The sequence below is a fragment of the Methylophaga sp. UBA2513 genome (genome assembly GCF_002341285.1).
GTDB classification, from domain to species: Bacteria; Pseudomonadota; Gammaproteobacteria; order Nitrosococcales; family Methylophagaceae; genus Methylophaga; species Methylophaga marina.
This window is the reverse complement of record NZ_DDNT01000014.1, coordinates 67,326-88,402: the sequence shown is the minus strand read 5'-3', so window position 1 is coordinate 88,402 and position 21,077 is coordinate 67,326. Positions and strand designations below refer to the sequence as shown.

Annotated in this window: 23 protein-coding genes; 12 read left to right on the top strand and 11 right to left on the bottom strand. The window is 44.7% G+C overall.

The features are described 5' to 3' along the window. Window position 1: 1 nt before the first annotated feature. The 11 genes from B3V56_RS08205 to gatC all read right to left on the bottom strand — a co-directional run bounded on the left by B3V56_RS08205 (window position 2) and on the right by gatC (window position 9,791). Entirely contained in the window at window positions 2-886 is an 885-nt protein-coding gene (locus tag B3V56_RS08205) for a DUF4340 domain-containing protein (protein ID WP_289282785.1), read from the bottom strand. Beyond that, window positions 883-2,256 carry a GldG family protein gene (locus B3V56_RS08200; RefSeq protein ID WP_289284159.1) on the bottom strand — a complete coding sequence of 458 codons (1,374 nt, stop codon included), beginning with the start codon at window positions 2,254-2,256 and terminating at the stop codon, window positions 883-885. Before B3V56_RS08200 ends, B3V56_RS08205 begins: the two co-directional genes overlap by 4 nt. Further along, a complete protein-coding gene (locus B3V56_RS08195; RefSeq protein ID WP_289282783.1) occupies window positions 2,253-2,999 on the bottom strand; it encodes an ABC transporter permease in 747 nt (248 codons plus the stop codon). Before B3V56_RS08195 ends, B3V56_RS08200 begins: the two co-directional genes overlap by 4 nt. Continuing rightward, window positions 2,992-3,933: an ABC transporter ATP-binding protein gene (locus B3V56_RS08190; RefSeq protein WP_289282782.1), complete on the bottom strand. Its 942-nt coding sequence runs from the start codon at window positions 3,931-3,933 to the stop codon at window positions 2,992-2,994. The genes B3V56_RS08195 and B3V56_RS08190 overlap by 8 nt, the downstream gene beginning before the upstream one ends. Before the next feature lie 5 nt (window positions 3,934-3,938). Then, window positions 3,939-5,162, bottom strand: a complete 1,224-nt coding sequence (locus B3V56_RS08185) for an EAL and HDOD domain-containing protein (protein ID WP_289282781.1) — start codon at window positions 5,160-5,162, stop codon at window positions 3,939-3,941. 99 nt (window positions 5,163-5,261) lie between these two features. After that, on the bottom strand, window positions 5,262-5,417 hold the full coding sequence (rpmG, locus tag B3V56_RS08180) for a 50S ribosomal protein L33 (protein ID WP_007146528.1): 156 nt from the start codon (window positions 5,415-5,417) through the stop codon (window positions 5,262-5,264). A gap of 11 nt (window positions 5,418-5,428) precedes the next feature. After that, on the bottom strand, window positions 5,429-5,665 hold the full coding sequence (rpmB, locus tag B3V56_RS08175) for a 50S ribosomal protein L28 (protein ID WP_007146527.1): 237 nt from the start codon (window positions 5,663-5,665) through the stop codon (window positions 5,429-5,431). A 125-nt stretch (window positions 5,666-5,790) separates the two neighbouring features. Continuing rightward, window positions 5,791-6,288, bottom strand: coding sequence for a TlpA family protein disulfide reductase (locus B3V56_RS08170; RefSeq protein ID WP_289243305.1), 498 nt, complete (start codon window positions 6,286-6,288; stop codon window positions 5,791-5,793). 7 nt (window positions 6,289-6,295) lie between these two features. Further along, entirely contained in the window at window positions 6,296-7,927 is a 1,632-nt protein-coding gene (locus B3V56_RS08165; RefSeq protein WP_289282780.1) for an acetolactate synthase large subunit, read from the bottom strand. A gap of 103 nt (window positions 7,928-8,030) precedes the next feature. Continuing rightward, on the bottom strand, window positions 8,031-9,485 hold the full coding sequence (gene gatA / locus B3V56_RS08160) for an Asp-tRNA(Asn)/Glu-tRNA(Gln) amidotransferase subunit GatA (RefSeq protein ID WP_289282779.1): 1,455 nt from the start codon (window positions 9,483-9,485) through the stop codon (window positions 8,031-8,033). Window positions 9,486-9,503: 18 nt separating this feature from the next. After that, a complete protein-coding gene (gene gatC / locus B3V56_RS08155; protein ID WP_286304077.1) occupies window positions 9,504-9,791 on the bottom strand; it encodes an Asp-tRNA(Asn)/Glu-tRNA(Gln) amidotransferase subunit GatC in 288 nt (95 codons plus the stop codon). Between the two features lie 121 nt (window positions 9,792-9,912). Between gatC and B3V56_RS08150 the strand changes: the two genes are divergently transcribed. The 12 genes from B3V56_RS08150 (at window position 9,913) to lipA (ending at window position 21,065) form a co-directional block, all read left to right on the top strand. Continuing rightward, entirely contained in the window at window positions 9,913-10,959 is a 1,047-nt protein-coding gene (locus B3V56_RS08150; protein ID WP_289282778.1) for a rod shape-determining protein, read from the top strand. 79 nt (window positions 10,960-11,038) lie between these two features. Beyond that, window positions 11,039-11,941 (top strand): rod shape-determining protein MreC, encoded by a 903-nt coding sequence (gene mreC, locus B3V56_RS08145; protein WP_289282799.1) that lies wholly within the window; start codon window positions 11,039-11,041, stop codon window positions 11,939-11,941. Beyond that, window positions 11,925-12,404: a rod shape-determining protein MreD gene (mreD, locus tag B3V56_RS08140; protein WP_289243308.1), complete on the top strand. Its 480-nt coding sequence runs from the start codon at window positions 11,925-11,927 to the stop codon at window positions 12,402-12,404. Before mreC ends, mreD begins: the two co-directional genes overlap by 17 nt. A 7-nt stretch (window positions 12,405-12,411) precedes the next feature. Then, complete coding sequence (gene mrdA, locus B3V56_RS08135; protein WP_289284158.1) at window positions 12,412-14,265, top strand: penicillin-binding protein 2; 1,854 nt, start codon at window positions 12,412-12,414, stop codon at window positions 14,263-14,265. Beyond that, entirely contained in the window at window positions 14,258-15,391 is a 1,134-nt protein-coding gene (rodA, locus tag B3V56_RS08130; protein ID WP_289283394.1) for a rod shape-determining protein RodA, read from the top strand. Before mrdA ends, rodA begins: the two co-directional genes overlap by 8 nt. After that, window positions 15,388-16,365, top strand: coding sequence for a lytic murein transglycosylase B (gene mltB / locus B3V56_RS08125; RefSeq protein ID WP_289283395.1), 978 nt, complete (start codon window positions 15,388-15,390; stop codon window positions 16,363-16,365). Before rodA ends, mltB begins: the two co-directional genes overlap by 4 nt. Continuing rightward, entirely contained in the window at window positions 16,362-17,192 is an 831-nt protein-coding gene (locus B3V56_RS08120) for a septal ring lytic transglycosylase RlpA family protein (RefSeq protein WP_289283396.1), read from the top strand. The genes mltB and B3V56_RS08120 overlap by 4 nt, the downstream gene beginning before the upstream one ends. A gap of 24 nt (window positions 17,193-17,216) precedes the next feature. Continuing rightward, entirely contained in the window at window positions 17,217-18,365 is a 1,149-nt protein-coding gene (locus tag B3V56_RS08115) for a D-alanyl-D-alanine carboxypeptidase family protein (RefSeq protein ID WP_289284157.1), read from the top strand. A 6-nt stretch (window positions 18,366-18,371) separates the two neighbouring features. Next, on the top strand, window positions 18,372-19,220 hold the full coding sequence (gene dat, locus B3V56_RS08110; RefSeq protein WP_289283399.1) for a D-amino-acid transaminase: 849 nt from the start codon (window positions 18,372-18,374) through the stop codon (window positions 19,218-19,220). Beyond that, entirely contained in the window at window positions 19,217-19,492 is a 276-nt protein-coding gene (locus B3V56_RS08105; protein WP_286304081.1) for an HP0495 family protein, read from the top strand. The genes dat and B3V56_RS08105 overlap by 4 nt, the downstream gene beginning before the upstream one ends. A 5-nt stretch (window positions 19,493-19,497) precedes the next feature. Further along, the gene (gene lipB / locus B3V56_RS08100) at window positions 19,498-20,112 is read left to right on the top strand and encodes a lipoyl(octanoyl) transferase LipB (RefSeq protein WP_289283400.1); all 615 of its coding nucleotides are present in this window, start codon (window positions 19,498-19,500) and stop codon (window positions 20,110-20,112) included. After that, window positions 20,109-21,065: a lipoyl synthase gene (lipA, locus tag B3V56_RS08095; protein ID WP_286304083.1), complete on the top strand. Its 957-nt coding sequence runs from the start codon at window positions 20,109-20,111 to the stop codon at window positions 21,063-21,065. The genes lipB and lipA overlap by 4 nt, the downstream gene beginning before the upstream one ends. The last annotated feature ends 12 nt before the right edge of the window (window positions 21,066-21,077 follow it).

Sequence of the window (21,077 nt, the reverse complement as noted above, 5' to 3'; positions counted from 1 at the left end):
TCTATTCGTTAGTTTGAGTGGGCGTATTAGGTAATAGCTGGGAGCTCATCGCCATAGGGAAAATATATTCTAAGCTTAAATCTTGATTGGTCAGAATAAGGTTATTGTCAGTGGTCTGCATGATCAATGAAACAGGCCGTTTTTGACCTTCCAGCCAAAGTGTAATTTGAGGACCAGGTTTTGCCATTAACTCGGCTGATGTGACTTTCCTGACCTGAGTTGCATAGGCAAATTGCCAGCTATCTATCAACACCTTTAACGCATCACTTGTTAAGTTTTTATCATCAGATTGCCATTGGCCATTTGAGAGAGTTAGTTGCAGCGGTTCTGGATTATTCAGAGAGCGGGGCAGTGTGAGTTTTTCAATGTTTTTATGTTCAGCAATAAGCCTGTTATCAATAAAGCTATCAGCACTCGCAGTTAATAAGGGCATAACATCATCATCGATAAGATAAATGATGTGTTGATAAAGCACATAACGACGTTTACTAATAGGCTCTACATCACCCAACGCAAAACTCTCATTGTTTAAGCTGACGATCACCGAGGGGGTATGGAGACCAAACTGAGCAAGCGACGAGATATCCATGGGCTGAAACTCACCATGAACGGGTGTTTTTAACAAGCTCAGAATGAGATTGATGCGGGTTTGACTGACAGGGGCAGGGTAAGGTGACATCAATCGCCAGGATGCATTATCGCGGATTAGCTTGATATCATTTTTTTGTCGTTGTTGGATATCAATGGTATTGATATCAGCAGGATTTAGTGATGTTAATAATTGGACTGAATGATCATTCTGCTGATTAGCGTTATGTTGAGAAAACCAGAATAAACCAACGACTAATAACAACAAAATAAAATTAGTGAAATAGCTGCTTTTCATCGACGTTTTCTCCGCCACCACAGAGTGAGTCCAACTGTAAGGAGAAGTAATGGCATAGCAAATAAAAAGCCAAAACCGATAATCATCGATTCCGTGTTGGATAAGGTCAGTTGTGTACCAACACTGGTTTTTATTGGAATCGTGATAAGACCATCGTCTTCTACTAACCAATTCAGAAGACCTAATCCCAAATCCAGATTGGCTGCGTTACCAATGTAGCTATTCGCGACAAAGTCGGCATCACCGATAACGGCAATCCTTTGTGATTTATCGATATTGCTGTCCGTATCGCGGGTAATGAGCATGCCGAGTGAAACTGGGCCGGCCACATCAGCACCTTTATCGAATGTTTGCTGACTGAGGTTTGCTTGTGTAATGCTAGAAGTTTCCACCCAGGCATTAGGCTGGCTGTTCAAAAGATTGATATAACGCCATGGGTTTTCTGAGTTATCTTCAGCTATTTGGATGGCACTGGCTTCGGCCAGAATGGTGACACTTTTGGCGGCCTGACCGACAGGATGATTGGCATAGTCGGTAATCAGAACAAAGCGTGGGTCATCAATCCCCAGCATGCTGGAGTTAGGATCAAGTACCGTGCCTGGCACAAATTCAATGCCTAATTTTTCAGCCAAAGCTCCCAACGACTTAGTCTGAGTTGGGTCTGCTAACCAGAGTAGATTGCCACCTTTGTCTAAATAGTCGCGAACAATATTGATTTCACCAGGTAGCCATTCTTTTTCAGGGCTGGCAATGACTAAAGCCGCACTGTTGTCCGGGATGTCTGGTGTATCCAATAAGTTTTGTGAACGGACTTTTATGCCTTGATTGCCTAGATTTTGTACCAGTGTACTCAAGCCAAAGTCGCTTTTATCATACGGACTGCGTTCACCATGGCCTTCAACAAATATTAACCAGGGCTGTGATTGTCGGGAGACAGTGACCAAGGCATTGCTTAGTGATTGTTCGGACAGATCAAACACATGCTGTTTTTGTTCACCATGGCTGACTACCATTTCACCTTGCTGTTGGATATTAAATTGTCTGACGATGTCAGGTGAAAAACTTGGGTCCACAAACTGTATGGTTAATTTATCGCTATGCTGTTGATAGCGTTGTAATAATTCAATAATAGCAGCCCGGTATTCATAATCAGGACTCACAAAAACCTGGATAGTAATATTATCTTTTAGATTATCGAGAATCGCTAAACTGGTTTCAGATAGCGTATGTCTATGATTTTGTGTCCAGTCAAACTGCTTATTGGTGGCAATTGACAGCTGACCCAGTAAGACAACGGCAGCCAGCAGCAAAGCATAAAATATAACTTGCTGAAAACGAATGAGGAGTTGTGCGCGTTTGGTGATTTTCATTGGTCTAGACGTTCTCTATCCAGTCGACGAACCGTCAGTAATAGAAAAGCAAAAATAATGAGTGCGAAGTAGCTGATATCCTGGGTATTGATTTGTCCCTGCATCATGGGTTCAAAGTGTTTTAACAACGACAGCCAACTCAGTAATGAGAATTCAGTTGTGCTGTGACTGGCCCAATCTATAATCCAAAACAAAAATAAAATGGCAAAGGTACTGATAGCAGCGATGGTAGGTTGTCTGGTTAAACTGGACATATAAATGCCTACCGCGCTGAAGCTGGCGACTAACAAAATCAGACCAATAACACCTGCACTTAATTGATAAAAATCCAAAGTGGTACCAACGGCCAGGGAACAAATCATCAAAACAGTGAGTGATGCCATTATCAGGAAAAATGTCAGGGTACCTAAGAACTTACCAATGACGATATCAAACATGCTCAGCGGTGCAGATGAGAGTAAAGGAAGGATCTCATTTCTGCGTTCTTCAGCAAAACTGCGCATGGTCAACAAGGGACTAATCAGCAGGGCAATGATCGCAGCATTACTTAAGAGTGGCATGGCTACCAGTTCTGTGACCCCTGGGGCACCAGGAATAGCAGAAATGCGACTTTGGATACTGTTGAAATAATCCATATGCGTTAAAAACAGATAAGCCAGCAATAATTGACTCAATGCCAAGATTACCCAAGCCAGAGGTGATAAGAACAAGCGATGTAATTCATTACGGGCGATGTTAAACATGGGCATCTTCTTCACGAATGATTTTCATAAATACATCTTCTAAAGAATGCTGTTCGGGCATTAATGATGTGAGTGGCCAGTTATGTTCAACAGCCTCTTTTAAAAGGGCCTGTGTTGGATCATGATCTGGCAGATAAGAGAGTTTAAAATGCTGTTCATCTATCTTTACGACATTATTCACACCATTGATAGCACTCAAAGAACCTATATCTACACTGTGTGAGAAACCAACTACAATAGCGGTTGATTGCATTTGTTCGGTTAACTTTTGCAGACTGTCATTAAATAATAACTGGCCTTTAGAAATGATTTGCACTCTGTCACATAACATCTGCACTTCGGGCAGAATATGAGTAGACAGAATGACACTATGTTCATTGGCAATATCACGAATAAGTTGACGAATCTCCCGAATCTGGATGGGGTCGAGCCCAGAGGTCGGTTCATCTAAGATCACTACGGCTGGCGAGTGGATAATAGCCTGTGCGATACCAACACGCTGCTGAAAGCCTTTGGATAAATTCGCAATTAATCGTTTGCTCACTTCTGTCAGACCACAGCGTTCTATCACTGTGTCGACTGCAGATTTTTGCTGTTTTTTAGCTATGCCATTCAGCCGGGCACAAAACTGTAAAAACTCAGTGACGGTATGTTCTTTATAAAGTGGTGGCGTTTCAGGTAGGTAACCAATACAGGCTTTAGCCTGTTTAGGGTCATCCAGTAAATCAATACCATTGATTATTATCTGACCATTATCTGGAGCGAGATTGCCGGTCAACATGCGCATTGTCGTACTTTTGCCAGCACCATTCGGGCCTAAAAATCCAAGGACTTCACCTTGTTTAATATTAAAACTGACATTGTTCACGGCGGCAGTGTCGCCGAAAAACCGAGATAGTTCTTTTGCTTCGAGTAAGAGTTTGGAATCAGTCATGAATACTAAATTGTATTAAGAGTCATAGTGGCCCACTCATTAGCTTCAATATAGGCATTGCTCAGCTTTTCCAATGAAGGCCCGTCTTCTGATGACTGAGACCAGCGGCCTTCACAGTAGTCGATAATGCAATTCAATAGTTGGCCTTTTATACCACCTCGACTAATTAGTGCAAGCTTTGATTCATTGCTTAGAGGGATCGAGTTAATAACCTCATTCATGGGCTTTGACAGCATCGTATCAATCGTTGAGAACAAGCCCAATAAAAAACCAGCCTCAGAATGACAGTCAAATTCAGGCGCTATCTTTTCTGCCATCTTGGCTCTGACCAACGTCACCTGAATTAGTTCTGCTGGTCCAGGACTCATCTCGCTCATAACAATTATTGTTGTCCATGTTTTTATCGCTTTTAGCCCTAAAATAACAAGGCCTTCACGTAGCGAGTTTATTTGTCTGGGAAACCCAATAGCGGCTGAGTTAAGTAAACGTAGTAATTTTAGACTAAGGCCTGGGTCTTGGCGAATGATTGACTCGATCGTTTTAAATTCAATATCAGGATCTTGTAATTTGCTTAGCAGCTCCAGCAGTTTAAGCTTACTATCAGGAATAGGTTTATCTGAAATGATTTCTGGCCGACAGAAAAAGTAGCCTTGAAAATAATCGAACCCAAGTGCCATACATAGCTCAAATTCAGCTTTAGTCTCCACCTTCTCTGCCAGTAACTTAACCGGATATTCACGGAGTAGGGCAACATGTTGTCTTACCTCTGCTTCAGACAAGGCGAGAATATCCACTTTGATTATGGTGGCTAACTCTATAAGTGGACGTAAAGACTCATGGAAAATAAAATCATCAAGTGCGATATGGTAACCAGCTAATGCCAGCTTTTTTACGGCATGGATTAACTCGTCGTCAATATCAATATCTTCGAGGATTTCTAACACAACCCTTTCTCCACCAAATGGGATTGGGTCATCACTTAAAATGAAATTGCGGGTCAGATTAACAAATGCCAGATGTGTGCCGATTACCCGTTCTATCCCAAGCTCGAGAAAGCTGTAATTGATTACCCGGGTAGTCGCAATATCGCCGGAATAGCGCCCAATATCAGCAGATTGTTGGCTAGTGTTATTGCGAAATAATAATTCATAGGCATGAATATTATATTGACGATCAAAAATGGGTTGTCTGGCTAGAACGATGGAGGATAAATCAGCAACGTTGGTCATGAATTACAACTTAAAGAAATGAGTTGATATCATAGTGTTAATGCAGGCATAAAAAAACCCGCTAGTGCGGGTTTTTCCAAAATAATATTGTGGGCAATATTATTTGATTTTAGCTTCTTTATACATAACGTGTTTGCGCACAACAGGATCAAACTTTTTGATCTCTAATTTTTCAGGCATGGTACGTTTGTTTTTATCTGTGGTGTAGTAGTGACCAGTACCAGCAGATGAGACTAATTTAATTTTATCGCGCATGTCTTACTCTCCTAAATTTTTTCGCCACGGGCGCGAATGTCAGTAAGGACGGAATCAATCCCTCTCTTATCGATGATGCGCAGACCATGGTTGCTGACACGCAGCTTGACCCAGCGATTTTCAGACTCAACCCAAAAACGGTGTGAGTGAAGGTTGGGTAAGAAACGACGTTTTGTTTTGTTATGAGCGTGTGAAACATTGTTACCGCTCATAGGGCGCTTGCCCGTTACCTGACATACTCTGGCCATTTTAAAACCTGCTCCTGATACACTTTTACCACAGGGCGCCGATTTTGGTCCCTGCCTGCATTTACAAAGCCGTACTTTATACCATACAAGACTATAGAAGTGTAGTGTAAATGTATTCGAATTTGCTACAGCCCCATACTGCTGAGTTTCTCGCTGAGCATCTCTTTTGAGACACTACCGATTTTGCGCATCACAACATCACCTTCAGCGGAGTATAAAAAATGTGTTGGGGTGACGCGTACATTACTAAATGCATTTGCCAGTTCACCTGTTTTATCCCAAGTGATGGTGTAGGGAATTTGTTTTTCTATGCGCATCGCTAATAAATGCTCCGGCTTGTCATGAGCCAACGCCACACTGATAACTTCTAAACCTTTGGGCACATATTCTTTATAAATGGCTTTGAGTTCTGGAAGTTCTTGCACACAAGCGGGACAGTCTGTCGCCCAGAAAATGACTAATAAAGGTTTACCCTTGTAGTCCTGAAGTGAGTGGGTGTTTCCGTCTAAATCAGTGAAGGTCTTGTCCGGAAGGCCCTGTTGTCCTTGCACTGAATTAAAAATAAGTGCCGCGATAATGCCAAGAATAAGAATGCCAATGGCGGGTTTAATTATGTGTGTCATCAGTTATTTAAATCGTTAAAGTGAGTTGGCCTAATGCTTCTGTTAGTTTGAGGTTCTCTCGATAATCAACCGGGCAATCAATAACAGTCACGGTATTTCTGTCTAAAGCTTCTTTTAGAATGGGCATTAATTGCTCCGTCTCCTCAACTCTGACACCAACTGCACCAAAAGATTGCGCGTACTGAACAAAATCCGGGTTGGTGAATTGTACATGACTGGTCCGACCAAATTGGTTTTGTTGTTTCCACTCAATCAGGCCGTAACTGGCATCGTTCCATACCAGAATGACTATAGCGATATTCAGGCGCATCGCGGTTTCGATTTCTTGAGAGTTCATCAAAAATCCAGCATCCCCTGTCACGGCCACAACTTTACGTTGGGGATTGGCTAATTTAGCGGCGATAGCACCCGGTACGGCAATGCCCATACTGGCAAATCCGTTGGATATGATGCAGGTATTAGGGTATTCACAGCGGAACATCCGTGACATCCACATTTTATGAGCACCTACGTCGCAGATGACAATGTCTTGTAAATCCATGGCTGTGCGCAGGTCCCAGATGATTTTTTGTGGTTTCACTGGAAACTCCAGATCATCACGATGCATATTCATCTCAGTAATCAAACTATCTCTCAACGTACGCATCGCCTTGCCCTGGTGTGGGGTAGTGATGGCAGCTACACGAATGAGGCTATGACGAATATTACCGACTACAGCCAAACTGATACTGTAGTGTCCATCCACTTCAGCATGAGTGGTATCAATGTGAACAATAGTACGATCACGCGATGGGTGCCAAAGATATGGGTGGTACTCCACAATATCGTAACCAATACAGATAATGACATCGGCATTGGCGAAACCACAGTTGGCGTAGTCATTCGATTGCAGGCCCACACTGCCCAAGGCCATTGGATGACGGAAGGGTACGACGCCTTTTGCCATAAAGGTATTGGCAATAGGGATGCCCAGCTTTTCTGAAAATTCAGCTAGTTCATCACAGGCATTGGCACGAATAACCCCGTTGCCTGCCAAAATAATCGGGCTTTTAGCATTTGAAATAACTTCTGCCGCACGTTCGATTTCTTCTGCTGCGGGTTCGGGAGCCGTTGCATTTTTGACACGTAACGGCACATCATCAATGTCCATTTCGGCAATATTTTCAGGAAACTCAATAAAGCAGGCCCCGGTTTTTTCTGTTTGAGCGACTTTAAACGCTTTACGAACCACTTCTGGAATAACTTCAGGGCTGACAATACGCGATGCGTATTTGGTTATTGGCCGAAACATCGCTTCCAAATCCAGCACTTGATGGGACTCTTTATGGAGTCGATGCGTCGACGCTTGTCCGGCAATAGCAATGAGTGGGGCGTGATCCATATTGGCATCCGCGACACCCGTGATGAGATTCGTTGCGCCTGGCCCCAGGGTAGCAATACAAACACCGGCATTACCTGTAAGTCGACCATAAACATCGGCCATAAAAGCCGCCCCCTGTTCATGGCGAGTGGTAATAAATTGGATAGATGAATCCAGCAATGCATCCATGACATCCAGATTTTCTTCACCTGGGATACCAAATATATATTCCACGCCTTCATTTTCGAGCGCTTTGACAAATAGCTCTGCTGCCTTCATCTGGCGGTTTCCTCATGCCCTGATTGATGTGTGCTGCAAGAATACCAGATAAGTGTCATATCTGACCCATAAAAAAGGGGCGGTGAGCCCCTTTAAAGTAGGATTATTTGAACGCATCAGGAATACGTTGATGCCAGTCTGTTTCTTGTTGATAACGATGACCGATATTTAATAATCTCGCTTCATCAAAGTAGTTACCAATAATTTGTAAACCGACAGGTAAGCCCTCAACGAAACCAGCTGGAATAGACATACCAGGCAAACCAGCCAGATTGGTATTGATGGTGTAAATATCTTCCAGATACATCGCAACCGGATCGTCTGTTTTCTCACCAAAACGGAAAGCAGGATTGGTGGCTGTTGGTCCCATAATCACATCGACTTCTTTAAATGCTTCCTGGAAGTCATTACTAATAAGACGACGGCATTGCTGTGCTTTTAAGTAGTAAGCATCGTAGTAACCAGCCGATAAGGCATAAGTACCAATCATGATGCGACGTTTGACTTCTTCGCCAAAACCTTCGCCACGTGAACGGGTGTAGAGATCCATTAAGTCTTTCGGATCTTCAGCGCGGTGACCGAAACGTACGCCATCCATTCTTGATAAGTTAGACGAACATTCTGCTGGCGCTACGACATAGTATGTCGGCACAGCCAGTTCCGTGTTGGGTAAGGTGATTTCCTTTAATGTTGCGCCCATTTTTTCATATGTCTTGATGGCCGCTTCTACCGTAGCGGCTACACGCGGATCGAGACCTTCACCAAAATATTCTTTTGGCAGGCCGATAGTTAAGCCTTCAAGTGAATCATTCAAACTCGCTGTGTAATCTGGCACATCACGATCGACACTCGTAGAGTCTTTCTCATCAAACCCTGACATCACGTTCATCAGCCAGGCAGCATCTTCAGCACTGTTGGCCATGGGGCCAGCTTGATCCAGGCTTGAAGCAAACGCAATCATGCCGTAGCGAGAAATACGGCCATAAGTGGGTTTCAAACCGGTCAGATTACACAGAGAAGAAGGTTGACGAATCGAACCACCTGTATCCGTACCTGTGGCAACAGGCGCTAAACGTGCTGCCATGGCTGCTGCTGAACCACCTGATGAACCACCAGGTACACGGTCTGTATCCCACGGATTTTTAACAGGACCGTACCAGCTGGTTTCATTCGACGAACCCATAGCAAATTCGTCCATATTGGTTTTACCCAATGTGACCATGCCGGCTTGGTCAATCTTTTCGACGACAGTGGCATCATACGGTGCGATAAATTTATCCAGCATTTTTGATGCGCAACTGGTACGGACACCTTTTGTACAGAAAATATCTTTATGGGCGAGAGGAATGCCAGTTAAAACACCCGCTTTGTTTTCTGCCAATAACTTATCTGCGGCTTTTGCCTGTTCCAGTGCTCGCTCTTCGGTCACAGTGATGAAGGCATTTAAAGTGCCGTTATGCTGATTGATGCGGTCAAGATAATGCTGAGTGAGTTCAACACTGCTTATTTCACTGTTGTGCAGGGCTGCCGATAATTCTGAAAGTGATTTGTTATGCATGTGTTTGCCTGTGTTGCTTTATTCGATAACTTTAGGAACCAGATAGACACCGGCTTCAGTTTTAGGTGCAATCGCCTGAAATGCATCACGCTGATTGACTTCGGTCACACTGTCGGGGCGTAAACGCTGATGTGCATCAAGGGGGTGAGCCATAGGAAGTATGTCGTTAGTGTCAGCTGCGCTTAATTGGTCAACTAAATTAAGAATGTTATTCAAATCCCGTGCATAATGAGGAATATCATCTTCCTGTATCGACAGGCGTGCGAGGTGCGCGATTTTTTCTACATCGTGTTTATCTAAACTCATCGACAGTTCCAAAGGTTAATTGCTTCAACAAAGCAGTAAGTTTAAATGATTAGTTGCTTGCCCAACAGCCCAGAGCATTGCTAAAGTATCTATTTTACCCCTTTCAGGTGTGGTTTCTTCAATGTTTGAACGTTTACGTGGAATTTTCTCCAACGATCTGTCGATCGATCTTGGAACAGCGAATACGCTGATTTATGTGCGCGGCAAAGGAATTGTCTTAGACGAGCCTTCTGTTGTTGCTATTCGTCAGGATAAAGGCCCTGGTGGTCCTCGTTCTATAGCTGCGGTCGGTGTCGAAGCCAAGCGCATGTTAGGACGAACGCCAGGTAATATCACTGCCATCAGGCCATTGAAAGATGGTGTTATCGCTGATTTCACCGTGACGGAAAAAATGTTGCAGCATTTTATTCGTAAAGTACACGAAGGACGTTTTCTCAAGCCGAGTCCGCGCGTTTTAGTTTGTGTTCCTTGTGGTTCAACGCAAGTTGAACGTCGTGCAATTCGCGAATCTGCTGCTGGGGCAGGGGCACGAGATGTGTTTCTGATTGAAGAGCCGATGGCAGCAGCCATTGGTGCCGGTATGCCTGTTGATGAAGCCAGCGGCTCGATGGTACTGGATATAGGTGGTGGTACAACAGAAGTCGCGGTTATCTCATTAAACGGTATTGTTTATTCTGCTTCAGTACGTATCGGTGGTGATTTATTTGATGAAGGCATCGTCAACTATGTGCGTCGTAACTACGGCACGTTAATTGGTGAATCAACCGCGGAAAAAATTAAAAAAGAAATTGGTTCAGCTTACCCCGGTAATGAAGTGCGTGAAATGGAAGTACGTGGACGGAATCTGGCTGAAGGTGTGCCGAGAAGCTTTACTCTAAACAGTAATGAGATTTTGGAAGCCTTGCAGGATCCACTTTCTGGTATTGTAGCAGCGGTTAAGACTGCTTTAGAGCAAACTCCGCCAGAACTAGGTGCTGACGTGGCCGAGCGCGGTATCGTATTAACCGGTGGTGGTGCATTGCTGCGTGATTTGGATCGCTTACTTATCGAAGAAACAGGCTTACCAGCAATTATTGCAGAAGATCCACTTACCTGTGTCGCTCGTGGCGGTGGTCGTGCGCTTGAAATGATTGATGAAAAAGGTACAGACGTTTTTACCTTTGAATAATGATTTTTAGTTAATAAGTCGTAAGACCTTTGCGAGTGTTATGCATTTGCGAAGGTCTTTTAGTTTTGGACGTTGAGTTATTAAACCTTTATTTGCCCATACACCTTCTTTAAACACCCGGATGCTACTGGCGCTTGTAGCCTCTATCCTGGTGTTTTTCCTTGATACGCGTCTGGATTACTTCAAACCTGTGCGTTCTTTGTTGTCAACGGCAGTCTATCCTGTGCAGGCGGCGGCATCGCTTCCTACAGATTTGAGTGAATGGGTCAGTGATTTTTTTCAGGATCGTAAACAATTACGAGAAAAAATTACCGTCATGGAAGCGAATAATATGCTGCAAAATATTCGCTTGCAGAAACTGCAGTCACTCGAACGAGAAAATATGCGACTCAAAGAGTTGTTAGGCTCATCATTTCGTCTGCAAGAACGTGTTCAAGTAGCAGAATTGCTGACCATAGATCTTGATCCTTTTTCTCAACAAGTAGTGATTGATAAGGGCGAAAATTATGGTGTGTATGTCGGGCAACCGGTGTTGGATGCCACTGGGGTAATGGGGCAGGTGACCGAAACCTCTGCCGTATCAAGTCGTGTAGTGTTATTGACAGACCCAAGTCATAGCATCCCTGTTCAAATCAATCGCAATGGTCTTCGGGCTGTGGTCACGGGCCGAGGTTTAGGCGAATATCTTCAAATGGATTTTCTGCCACATAATGCGGATATTCGTGAAGGCGACTTATTAGTCACATCAGGGCTTGGTGGTCGGTTTCCTGTTGGCTATCCTGTAGGTAAAGTGGTATCCGTTAAGTTTCCTCAAGGTAAACCATTTGCTGATATCAAAGTGGAGCCAGCAGCCAAGTTATCCACAAGTCGTGAAGTGATGTTAGTTCTGCCAGGCGAAAAAATTCAAACAGAGCGTACAACAACGAAACCAGCTGAGGAATCGTCATCAACCACGGAGGTCGACAGTGGCGACGACAATTAGGACCCGTAATGGTTTTGTGATTGTTATCACGCTCATCATTTCCATTATGTTGATGCTGGTGCCGTTACCAGATTACGCGCGTTTTTTCCGGCCGGAATGGGTAGTGATGACACTCATTTACTGGGCGATGGCGTTGCCTCATCGTGTCAGTATTGGTGTGGCCTGGTTTACAGGCTTTGTCATGGATATCACCATGGGTGGGATATTGGGTGTGATGGCTTTCAGCTATGCACTAGCTATTTATTTGATAGCACGTTTCCATTTGCAGTTACGTCAATATCCACTTTGGCAACAAGCCTTAACCATTTTTTCTGTTGTGCTGTTGGTGGAGTTTGTTGATGTTGTCGCTACTCGAGCAACGTTGCACTGGGAAAGCTGGATGCCCGTGCTAACAAGTACGCTGTTATGGCCGGTGATGTATGCGATTTTGCGTAAAATTCGCCGTACATTTCAGGTAACGTGAACGTTATATGGCTTCAAAGTTTACGCTTAAAGATCATTTTCGTGAGAGTCGCCTTGTAAACGGACGTTTGTTATTCGCTGGTCTACTGTCAGTGATTATTTTTAGCATCGTGATCTTCCGGTTAGTGTATTTGCAAGTGTTTGAATATGAACACTTTGATTCACTCTCAGACCGTAACCGTGTGGATATCGAGCCATTACCGCCCCAGCGGGGACTCATTTACGATCGTAACGGGGTCTTGTTGGCTGAAAATATTCCAACATTCAGTTTGGAAATGGTACCTGAAAAAGTCCCCAATCTTGATGAAACCCTGCATGAGTTGAGTCAATTACTCGCTTTGTCTGAGGAGGACATAGAGGCCTTCAAGGAACGTATGCAGCGTCAGCGCCGCTTTCACCATGTTGTGATCCGGCAACGACTCACAGAAGAAGAGGTCGCTCGCTTCTCTGCTAACCGTTATCGTTTTCCTGGTGTGGATATCGAAGGCCGTCTGATACGACATTACCCACAGAATAACTTGTTTGCACATGCTGTTGGTTACGTTGGCCGTATCAACGAGCGTGATATGCAAATCATCGATCAGAAAGACTACAAAGGGACTTCTCAGATTGGTAAAACAGGCATTGAAAAGGAATACGAAGATAAACTACATGGCAGTGTGGGCTACCGTCAGGTAGAAACAAATGTTCAAGGCCGTATTGTACGTGAACTTCTGTCTGAGCCCTCACAGTCAGGCGATGATTTATATTTAAACCTGGATATTAATCTGCAACGTGTCGCAGCGGCATCATTGGGGGACTACAATGGCTCAGTGGTGGCGATTGACCCTCGCAATGGTGGGGTTTTAGCGCTAGTGAGCAAGCCTGACTACAATCCGAATTCATTCGTTTCAGGTATCAGTAGTAAAGAATACGGGGCGTTGAGGGATTCGCCTGAGAGACCGTTGTTTGATAGAGCGCTTCGTGGTCACTATCCACCTGGTTCGACACTTAAACCTTTTGTGGCCTTGGCAGGATTGGAACTGGGCGTTGTCAATGAACGCTCTAAAACCTATTGTCCTGGATGGTATAGCTTACCAGGCAGTAGTCATCGTTATCGCTGCTGGAAAAGTTATGGCCATGGTATGGTTGATATGAAAGATGCAGTAGCTCAGTCTTGCGACGTATATTTCTACGATTTAGCTCATGCGCTGGGCATCGATCGTTTGCATCATTTTCTTGATTATTTTGGCTTTGGCCATCGCAGCGGTATCGATTTACCCAATGAAAGTGAAGGTTTGTCACCCTCAAGTGAATGGAAACGTGCCAGTCGGAATCAAGCGTGGTTTCCAGGTGAAACATTGATTTCAGGAATAGGCCAGGGCTTTAACCAAACGACACCCGTTCAGCTGGCTCATGCTACAGCGACACTGGCTATGCGAGGCATCTCAATGCAGCCACAAGTGGTGAGGGCAACTCGCCCGGCTGGGCAAGCTGATATGAATCTCAGAAACAGTGAGATTATGAACAATCTGCCAATGCAAAATAGTCAAAACTGGGAAGCCGTCGTTCAAGCCATGGTTGAAGTGATCCACGGAGAGCGGGGTACAGCCAGATCAGTGGGGAAAGACATGCCTTTTAAAGTGGCGGGTAAAACAGGCACAGCCCAGGTATTCGGCATAGCACAGGATGAAGAGTACGATGCTGAAACTCTGGAACGAAAGCTCCATGACCATGCTTTATTTATTGCCTTTGCTCCAGCCGATAAACCCGAGTTTGCTGTAGCTGTTGTGGTCGAAAATGGGGGGAGTGGTAGTAAAGTAGCCGCACCTATCGCCAGAAAGTTAATTCAACAGTATTTTGGATTTGAAGTCGATGAGTAGTAGCCTGCTAAGCGATAGAAGAAAACCGCATCAGTGGCAATTCTCCACCATGTTGCGGCGATTTCATATCGATCCTCTTTTGTTACTCGGCCTGCTTATTTTGTTGGGTGCAGGATTAATGATGCTGTTCAGCGCGGGTGGGCAGGATACTGGCATTATTATTCGTCAGCTGGTGAGAATCGGTATGGCAGTAACGGTTATGCTAGCGATAGCTCAGATTGATCCTGACCGACTTCGCGATAATGCTTATCTGCTTTATGGCTTCGGCTTGGTTTTACTTATTGCTGTGTTGTTGTTTGGGCATGAGGGAAAAGGCGCTCAGCGCTGGTTGAATTTAGGCTTTTTCCGGTTCCAGCCTTCAGAAATTATTAAGTTGGCTGTACCTATTCTGGTAGCAGCCTATATTGCTGAACGCCCATTGCCTCCATCCGCATGGCGTATTCTCGTTGGGTTAGTGTTAATTGGTCTGCCAGCGTTTCTTATTGCGAAACAGCCTGATTTAGGCACGGCTATTTTGATTGCCAGTTCAGGGCTGATTGTCTTATTTTTAGCCGGCATCAGTTGGAAAATTATTATTGGCTTTTTAGTCTCCTGTGCCTCTGCTGCCCCTGTGCTGTGGTATTTCATGCACGATTATCAACGCCGCCGCGTGCTGACTTTTCTCAATCCGGAAAATGATCCTTTAGGCGCCGGCTATCATATTATTCAGTCAAAAATTGCTATTGGCTCTGGAGGCTTATTCGGTCAAGGATGGCTACAGGGCACACAGTCGCATTTAGAGTTCTTACCTGAACGTTCTACAGATTTTATTTTTGCTGTGATCTCAGAAGAGTTCGGTTTGGTCGGTGTCGCAATTTTATTATTTGTTTATTTACTGGTCGCTAGCAGAGGACTATATATTGCCAGTCAGGCTCAAAGTAGTTTCGCCAGACTGCTGGCAGGAAGTATTTCTATTACTTTCCTTGTCTATGTGTTCGTTAATGTTGGGATGGTAACAGGATTGTTACCCGTTGTAGGGGTGCCGCTGCCCCTGATCAGTTATGGGGGCACGTCAATGGTGACCCTGCTGGCAGGCTTCGGTATCCTGATGTCTATTCATACTCACCGAAGGATGATGTCACCGTGAAAAAAACGCTATTCAGTTCTTTGCTGCTGCTTGCCAGTATCCATGTGCAAGCCAATGACCAATTACCAGGTGTCGATGCCTTTATCGATAAGATGGTAACTAAACACGGTTTCGATCGTGCTGAGTTAGACAATGTATTTGACCAGGTCGACGTCAAGGATGCCATTCTTAAGGCTATCTCAAGGCCGGCTGAAAAAAGTAAGCCTTGGTATGAATACCGAAATATATTTCTGACCGATTCACGTATCAATGGTGGCTACGAATTCTGGCAACATCATAAAGAAGCGCTGGAAGCCGCTGAAAAACAATATGGCGTGCCAGCAGAGATCATTATTTCAATATTGGGTGTGGAAACACGTTATGGTCAGCATATGGGGGGCTATCGTGTCATTGATGCTTTATCCACACTGGCTTTCCGTTATCCACCACGCAGTCCTTTTTTTACCAGTGAACTGGAAAAGTTTTTAGTGCTAACAGAACAGGAAAAAATCTCTCGACTGGATCCTGTAGGTTCTTATGCAGGAGCGATGGGATTGGGACAGTTTATGCCAAGTAGCTATCTGGCGTATGCGGTGGATTTTGATGGTGATGGCCATCGTGATATCTGGACGAATCCGACCGATGCTATTGGTAGTATCGCCAATTACCTGAAGTTACATGGTTGGGTACCTGGTCAATCTATCGTGCATCGCACACAGGCGAGTAAACCACTTCCTGAAGCCATGTTAGCCAATGATCTCAAACCCGCATTCACTCGACAGCAGCTAAAAGAAGCCGGCTTTTCACTCTCCCAAGTGCCAGCGGGTGATGATGTGTTATCTGTGGTTGGTTTGACACAAGCTGACGGTGAGGAATACTGGTTAGGCAGACAGAATTTTTATGCGATCACTCGCTATAATCATAGTCGTATGTATGCCATGGCTGTATATCAGCTTGCACAAGCTATTCGAGAAAAAATGGATAAGACCAAATGAGTTTGAGTTCACACCGATTAGCGTTGTTATTGCTAATCGGTTTTTTGACTTCATGTGGAGGTAAAGTTGGCGTTGTCGAGCAGGATAGTGCGCCCACACGCGTTCCGGATTTAAGTAATATTCCTGATGCAGTACCTAAAAATGAACCATTAAGTAAATATGGTAATCCCCGTCAATATAAAGTTTTAGGCAAAAACTATTACACCTTAAGTAGTGCTGAAGGGTATCGTGAAAAAGGGATTGCATCTTGGTACGGCACGAAGTTTCACGGTCGCAGAACGTCGAGCGGTGAAATTTACGATATGTACAAAATGACCGCTGCGCACAAGACATTACCTTTACCGACTTATGTGGAAGTGACTAACCTTGAAAACGGTAAAAAAGCCATTGTGAAGGTGAATGATCGCGGTCCGTTTCACGAAAACCGTGTGATTGATCTATCATATAGCGCAGCAACTAAGCTCGGGATTATTGCTAAAGGAACTGGTTTAGTGGAAGTACGAGCGCTAACCACACCAGGTAAAGCCACTGTGGCGCCTACAATCAAGGAAGCCGCACCTAAGGTGACCGCTTCGGTAAAGCCACTGAGCTCAGCAGAAATGTTCCTGCAAGTGGGGGCTTTCAGCAGCTTGAGTCGCGCTGAGCAAATAAAACGAAAATTACAGCATGAAGTCACTGGCGTCATTATTATCACGCCATTTAAAAGTTCGCAGGGAACCCTATATCGTGTGCGTATAGGGCCAATAAGCAGCGTTGAACAAGGCGATAGCCTGGCGACGAAATTAGCTAATCTTGGTTATCCCAATTCGCACATTGTTATTGATTAAACATTTAGATTCAGAGAGTTCAATATGCTGAAACACACGAAAGTTGTTTTATTTCTGTCCTTTTTATTCGCATTTACCCAGGTTTTTGCTGGTGCTATCACACCTCAACCTTCCGCGCCGAGCGTCGCGGCAAAATCATACATTTTAATGGATTATGACAGTGGTCGAATTCTGGCTGAAGAAAACGCGGACCAAAAATTACCCCCTGCGAGTATCACTAAACTAATGACATCTTATGTGGTGTCGCATGAACTGCATGCTGGCAACATTAAACTCGAAGATGAAGTGTTGATCAGTGAAAAAGCTTGGCGTATGCAAGGTTCACGCAGCTTTATGGAAGTAAACACCAAAGTCAGCCTTGAGTCTTTGATGCGAGGCATGATTGTACAGTCAGGTAATGATGCTGCAGTTGCACTAGCTGAGCATATTGCGGGTAGTGAAGAAACCTTTGCACAGATGATGAATCAGTATGCGCAGCAGCTTGGTATGTACAACACTAACTATATGAACGCGACAGGCTTACCTGATCCTGATCACTACACAACCGCACATGATATTGCGATTTTGTCGGCCGCCTTAATCCGTGACTTTCCTGAGCACTATGAATGGTATTCAGAAAAAGAATACACCTACAACGGCATCACACAGCACAACCGTAACAAATTACTCTGGCGTGATAACAGTGTTGATGGTTTAAAAACAGGACATACGGAAGAAGCTGGATTCTGTCTTGCTGCCTCAGCAAAACGCGGCGATATGCGGTTGATTTCTGTGGTTTTAGGCACACGCAGCGAAAATGCACGTGCTCAAGAAACGCAAAAGTTGATGAACTACGGCTTCCGCTTCTTTGAAACGCATCAGCTGTATAAAGCCAATACCGGTATTATCGATACTAAAGTATGGAAAGGCGCGACTGATCAACTCGCTTTAGGTCTGACTAAGCCATTGTCTGTAACAGTACCACGTGGTCAATACGATCAACTAGAGGCGACAACCAATATTCAGCAACCCGTCATTGCGCCTGTTACAGCCGGTACTGTCTTAGGTAAAGTGGAGATTCGTCTTGATGATGAAGTGGTCGCTAAACAAGAATTAGTGGCACTGAATGATGTTGAGCAAGGTAGCTGGTGGCGCCGTCTGATTGATGAAATCATGCTATGGATCTGGGGCTAAGCAGTCATGGCGACTGTCTTTCTGAACGATACTTTTTTGCCTGCTGAGCAGGCAAAAGTATCTGTTTACGATCGCGGTTTTTTATTCGGTGATGGGGTTTATGAAGTCATCCCTGTATACGGTCGCCAGCCTTTTCGTTTAAAAGCGCATTTATCCCGGCTGCAAAATAGTCTGGATGGGATTCATTTAAGTAATCCCTTCGACGATGCGCACTGGACACAGCTCATCACTCAGTTAATTGAACATAACGAGGCTGAAAATCAGGCCGTTTATCTACAGGTAACTCGAGGTGTGGCACCGCGTGAGCATGTATTTCCGCAAGGGGTTAAGCCGACTGTCTTTATGATGAGCAATCCGCTTAATGCTGTCCCAAGCTCATATAAGACACAAGGAATTAAAGCAATCACGGTCGATGATATTCGTTGGCAGCGTTGCGATATAAAAGCCATTGCTTTGTTACCCAATACCATGCTGAGACAGCAAGCGCACGAGCAGGGTGCTGGAGAAGCCATTTTGATTCGTGATGGTGTGATGACTGAAGGCTCTGCCAGTAATAGTTATGCGGTTTTTGATGGCGTTATTTATACCGCAGCAAAAGACAATACAGTGCTGCCCGGTATTACTCGTGATTTTGTTCTCGAACTGGCGGCTATGACCGGTATTCCAGTTAGAGAAGAATCGGTGACTGCAGATAGACTCACCCAGGCGGACGAGATTTGGATTAGCAGCTCAACGCGAGAGTTATTACCGGTGACGACTCTGGATGATAAGCCTGTTGGCCAAGGTCTACCAGGCCCAATATGGCAGACAGTAAATGAACTATACCAACGTCATAAGTTGGAGATGAATGTATGAGTGAACAAGAACAATCTGAGACATTATTAGAGTTTCCCTGCGACTTTGCTATCAAGGCGATGGGAGAAGCGAGTGAGGAGCTCGATAGCATTGTTGTCGAAATTGTCCGGCGCCATGTCGATGATATTGCCGAGGGTGCAGTCAGTCAGAAGCATAGTTCCGGTGGTAAATTTACATCGGTCACGGTCACGATAAGAGCAACAAGTAAACCTCAGCTCGATGCTATTTACCAGGATTTGAGTGATCACGACGCTATCAAATACGTGCTTTAACGTTTATGCAAATTAAAGATCTGGGGCTGGTAGACTACCAGTCTACAGTTAATGCCATGCAGTCATTCACGCTTGAACGTGATGCTGAGACTGAAGATGAATTATGGTTGCTTGAACATCATCCCGTGTTTACCCAAGGCGCAAATGGTGACCCATCTCATATTTTGATGGACTCGACTATTCCCATTGTGACCACAGATCGTGGCGGACAAGTGACTTATCATGGTCCAGGACAATTAGTTGTGTATACCCTGGTGGATATACGGCGAGCCAAGATGGGGGTCAGACAGATGGTTACGCATCTCGAACAAACAGTGACCAACATCCTTGCTCATTATGATATCGATGCCTATGCCAGACCTGACGCGCCTGGTGTCTATGTCGATGAACAAAAAATTGCCTCTCTGGGCTTACGTGTTAAACGTGGGGCCTGTTATCACGGCCTTAGCTTGAATATTGATATGGATCTCGTACCTTTCAGTTACATTAATCCATGTGGTTATGCGGGTATGGAAGTGATTGATATGACGTCGCTCGGTATTGATATATCAATGTCAGAAGCGAAACAACAATTTGTGTCTGCTTTTCAGCAACAGACACAATTAGGAATAAATGCATGAGTGAATTAACAGACGGTAGACGTGACGTTCGCGCTTTAAAAGGCGAATCAAAGGTTTCCCGTATTCCCATTAAAATCGAGCCAAGCGAGCCAAAACGAAAACCAGAATGGATTCGGGCCAAATCGCATGGCAACCCTAAGGTTAAACATATAAAAGACATGCTTCGTGAGCACAAGCTGCACACGGTATGTGAGGAAGCGGCGTGCCCTAACTTAGGTGAATGTTTTTCCCATGGCACTGCGACATTTCTGATTATGGGGAATATCTGTACTCGACGCTGCCCGTTTTGTGATGTCGCTCATGGGCGTCCCGATGCTTTGGATGAAAACGAGCCAGCACATCTGGCAAAAACCATTGCTGCCATGCAGCTAAAGCATGTTGTGGTGACCTCTGTCGATCGTGATGATTTACGTGATGGTGGTGCGGCACATTTTGTCCGTTGTATTGATGAAATTCGTCAACAATCACCGCAGACCAATATTGAAGTGCTGGTGCCAGATTTTCGCGGACGAATGGATGTCGCGCTCGATATTCTCAAACAAAGTCCGCCGGATATCTTCAATCACAATCTGGAAAGTATTCCCCGCTTATATAAAGCGGTCAGACCTGGCTCTGACTACCAGTGGTCTCTGGATTTAATCAAACGATTTCAAGAGATGCATCCCGATGTGCCGACCAAATCCGGTTTGATGCTGGGCTTGGGTGAAACCATCGATGAAGTCAAACAAGTGATGCAAGATCTGCGAGACCATGGTTGTCGCATGCTGACATTAGGCCAATACCTGCAACCGAGCAGGCATCACTTACCGGTCGAACGTTTTATCACGCCAGCCGAATTTGATGATCTTGCCGTGGCAGGCAAACAAATGGGCTTTGAACATGTCGCCAGTGGTCCGATGGTACGTTCTTCTTATCATGCCGATTTACAGGCACAGGGTGAGCATGTTTCCTGATTAGTGTGGAGA

Excerpts from the sequence above, each read along its gene's own strand:
- B3V56_RS08205 (WP_289282785.1), bottom strand. The coding sequence starts at position 886 with ATGAAAAGCAGCTATTTCACTAATTTTATTTTGTTGTTATTAGTCGTT.
- B3V56_RS08200 (WP_289284159.1), bottom strand. The coding sequence starts at position 2,256 with ATGAAAATCACCAAACGCGCACAACTCCTCATTCGTTTTCAGCAAGTT.
- B3V56_RS08195 (WP_289282783.1), bottom strand. The coding sequence starts at position 2,999 with ATGTTTAACATCGCCCGTAATGAATTACATCGCTTGTTCTTATCACCT.
- B3V56_RS08190 (WP_289282782.1), bottom strand. The coding sequence starts at position 3,933 with ATGACTGATTCCAAACTCTTACTCGAAGCAAAAGAACTATCTCGGTTT.
- B3V56_RS08185 (WP_289282781.1), bottom strand. The coding sequence starts at position 5,162 with ATGACCAACGTTGCTGATTTATCCTCCATCGTTCTAGCCAGACAACCC.
- rpmG (WP_007146528.1), bottom strand. The coding sequence starts at position 5,417 with ATGCGCGATAAAATTAAATTAGTCTCATCTGCTGGTACTGGTCACTAC.
- rpmB (WP_007146527.1), bottom strand. The coding sequence starts at position 5,665 with ATGGCCAGAGTATGTCAGGTAACGGGCAAGCGCCCTATGAGCGGTAAC.
- B3V56_RS08170 (WP_289243305.1), bottom strand. The coding sequence starts at position 6,288 with ATGACACACATAATTAAACCCGCCATTGGCATTCTTATTCTTGGCATT.
- B3V56_RS08165 (WP_289282780.1), bottom strand. The coding sequence starts at position 7,927 with ATGAAGGCAGCAGAGCTATTTGTCAAAGCGCTCGAAAATGAAGGCGTG.
- gatA (WP_289282779.1), bottom strand. The coding sequence starts at position 9,485 with ATGCATAACAAATCACTTTCAGAATTATCGGCAGCCCTGCACAACAGT.
- gatC (WP_286304077.1), bottom strand. The coding sequence starts at position 9,791 with ATGAGTTTAGATAAACACGATGTAGAAAAAATCGCGCACCTCGCACGC.
- B3V56_RS08150 (WP_289282778.1), top strand. The coding sequence starts at position 9,913 with ATGTTTGAACGTTTACGTGGAATTTTCTCCAACGATCTGTCGATCGAT.
- mrdA (WP_289284158.1), top strand. The coding sequence starts at position 12,412 with ATGGCTTCAAAGTTTACGCTTAAAGATCATTTTCGTGAGAGTCGCCTT.
- rodA (WP_289283394.1), top strand. The coding sequence starts at position 14,258 with ATGAGTAGTAGCCTGCTAAGCGATAGAAGAAAACCGCATCAGTGGCAA.
- B3V56_RS08120 (WP_289283396.1), top strand. The coding sequence starts at position 16,362 with ATGAGTTTGAGTTCACACCGATTAGCGTTGTTATTGCTAATCGGTTTT.
- B3V56_RS08115 (WP_289284157.1), top strand. The coding sequence starts at position 17,217 with ATGCTGAAACACACGAAAGTTGTTTTATTTCTGTCCTTTTTATTCGCA.
- dat (WP_289283399.1), top strand. The coding sequence starts at position 18,372 with ATGGCGACTGTCTTTCTGAACGATACTTTTTTGCCTGCTGAGCAGGCA.
- B3V56_RS08105 (WP_286304081.1), top strand. The coding sequence starts at position 19,217 with ATGAGTGAACAAGAACAATCTGAGACATTATTAGAGTTTCCCTGCGAC.
- lipB (WP_289283400.1), top strand. The coding sequence starts at position 19,498 with ATGCAAATTAAAGATCTGGGGCTGGTAGACTACCAGTCTACAGTTAAT.
- lipA (WP_286304083.1), top strand. The coding sequence starts at position 20,109 with ATGAGTGAATTAACAGACGGTAGACGTGACGTTCGCGCTTTAAAAGGC.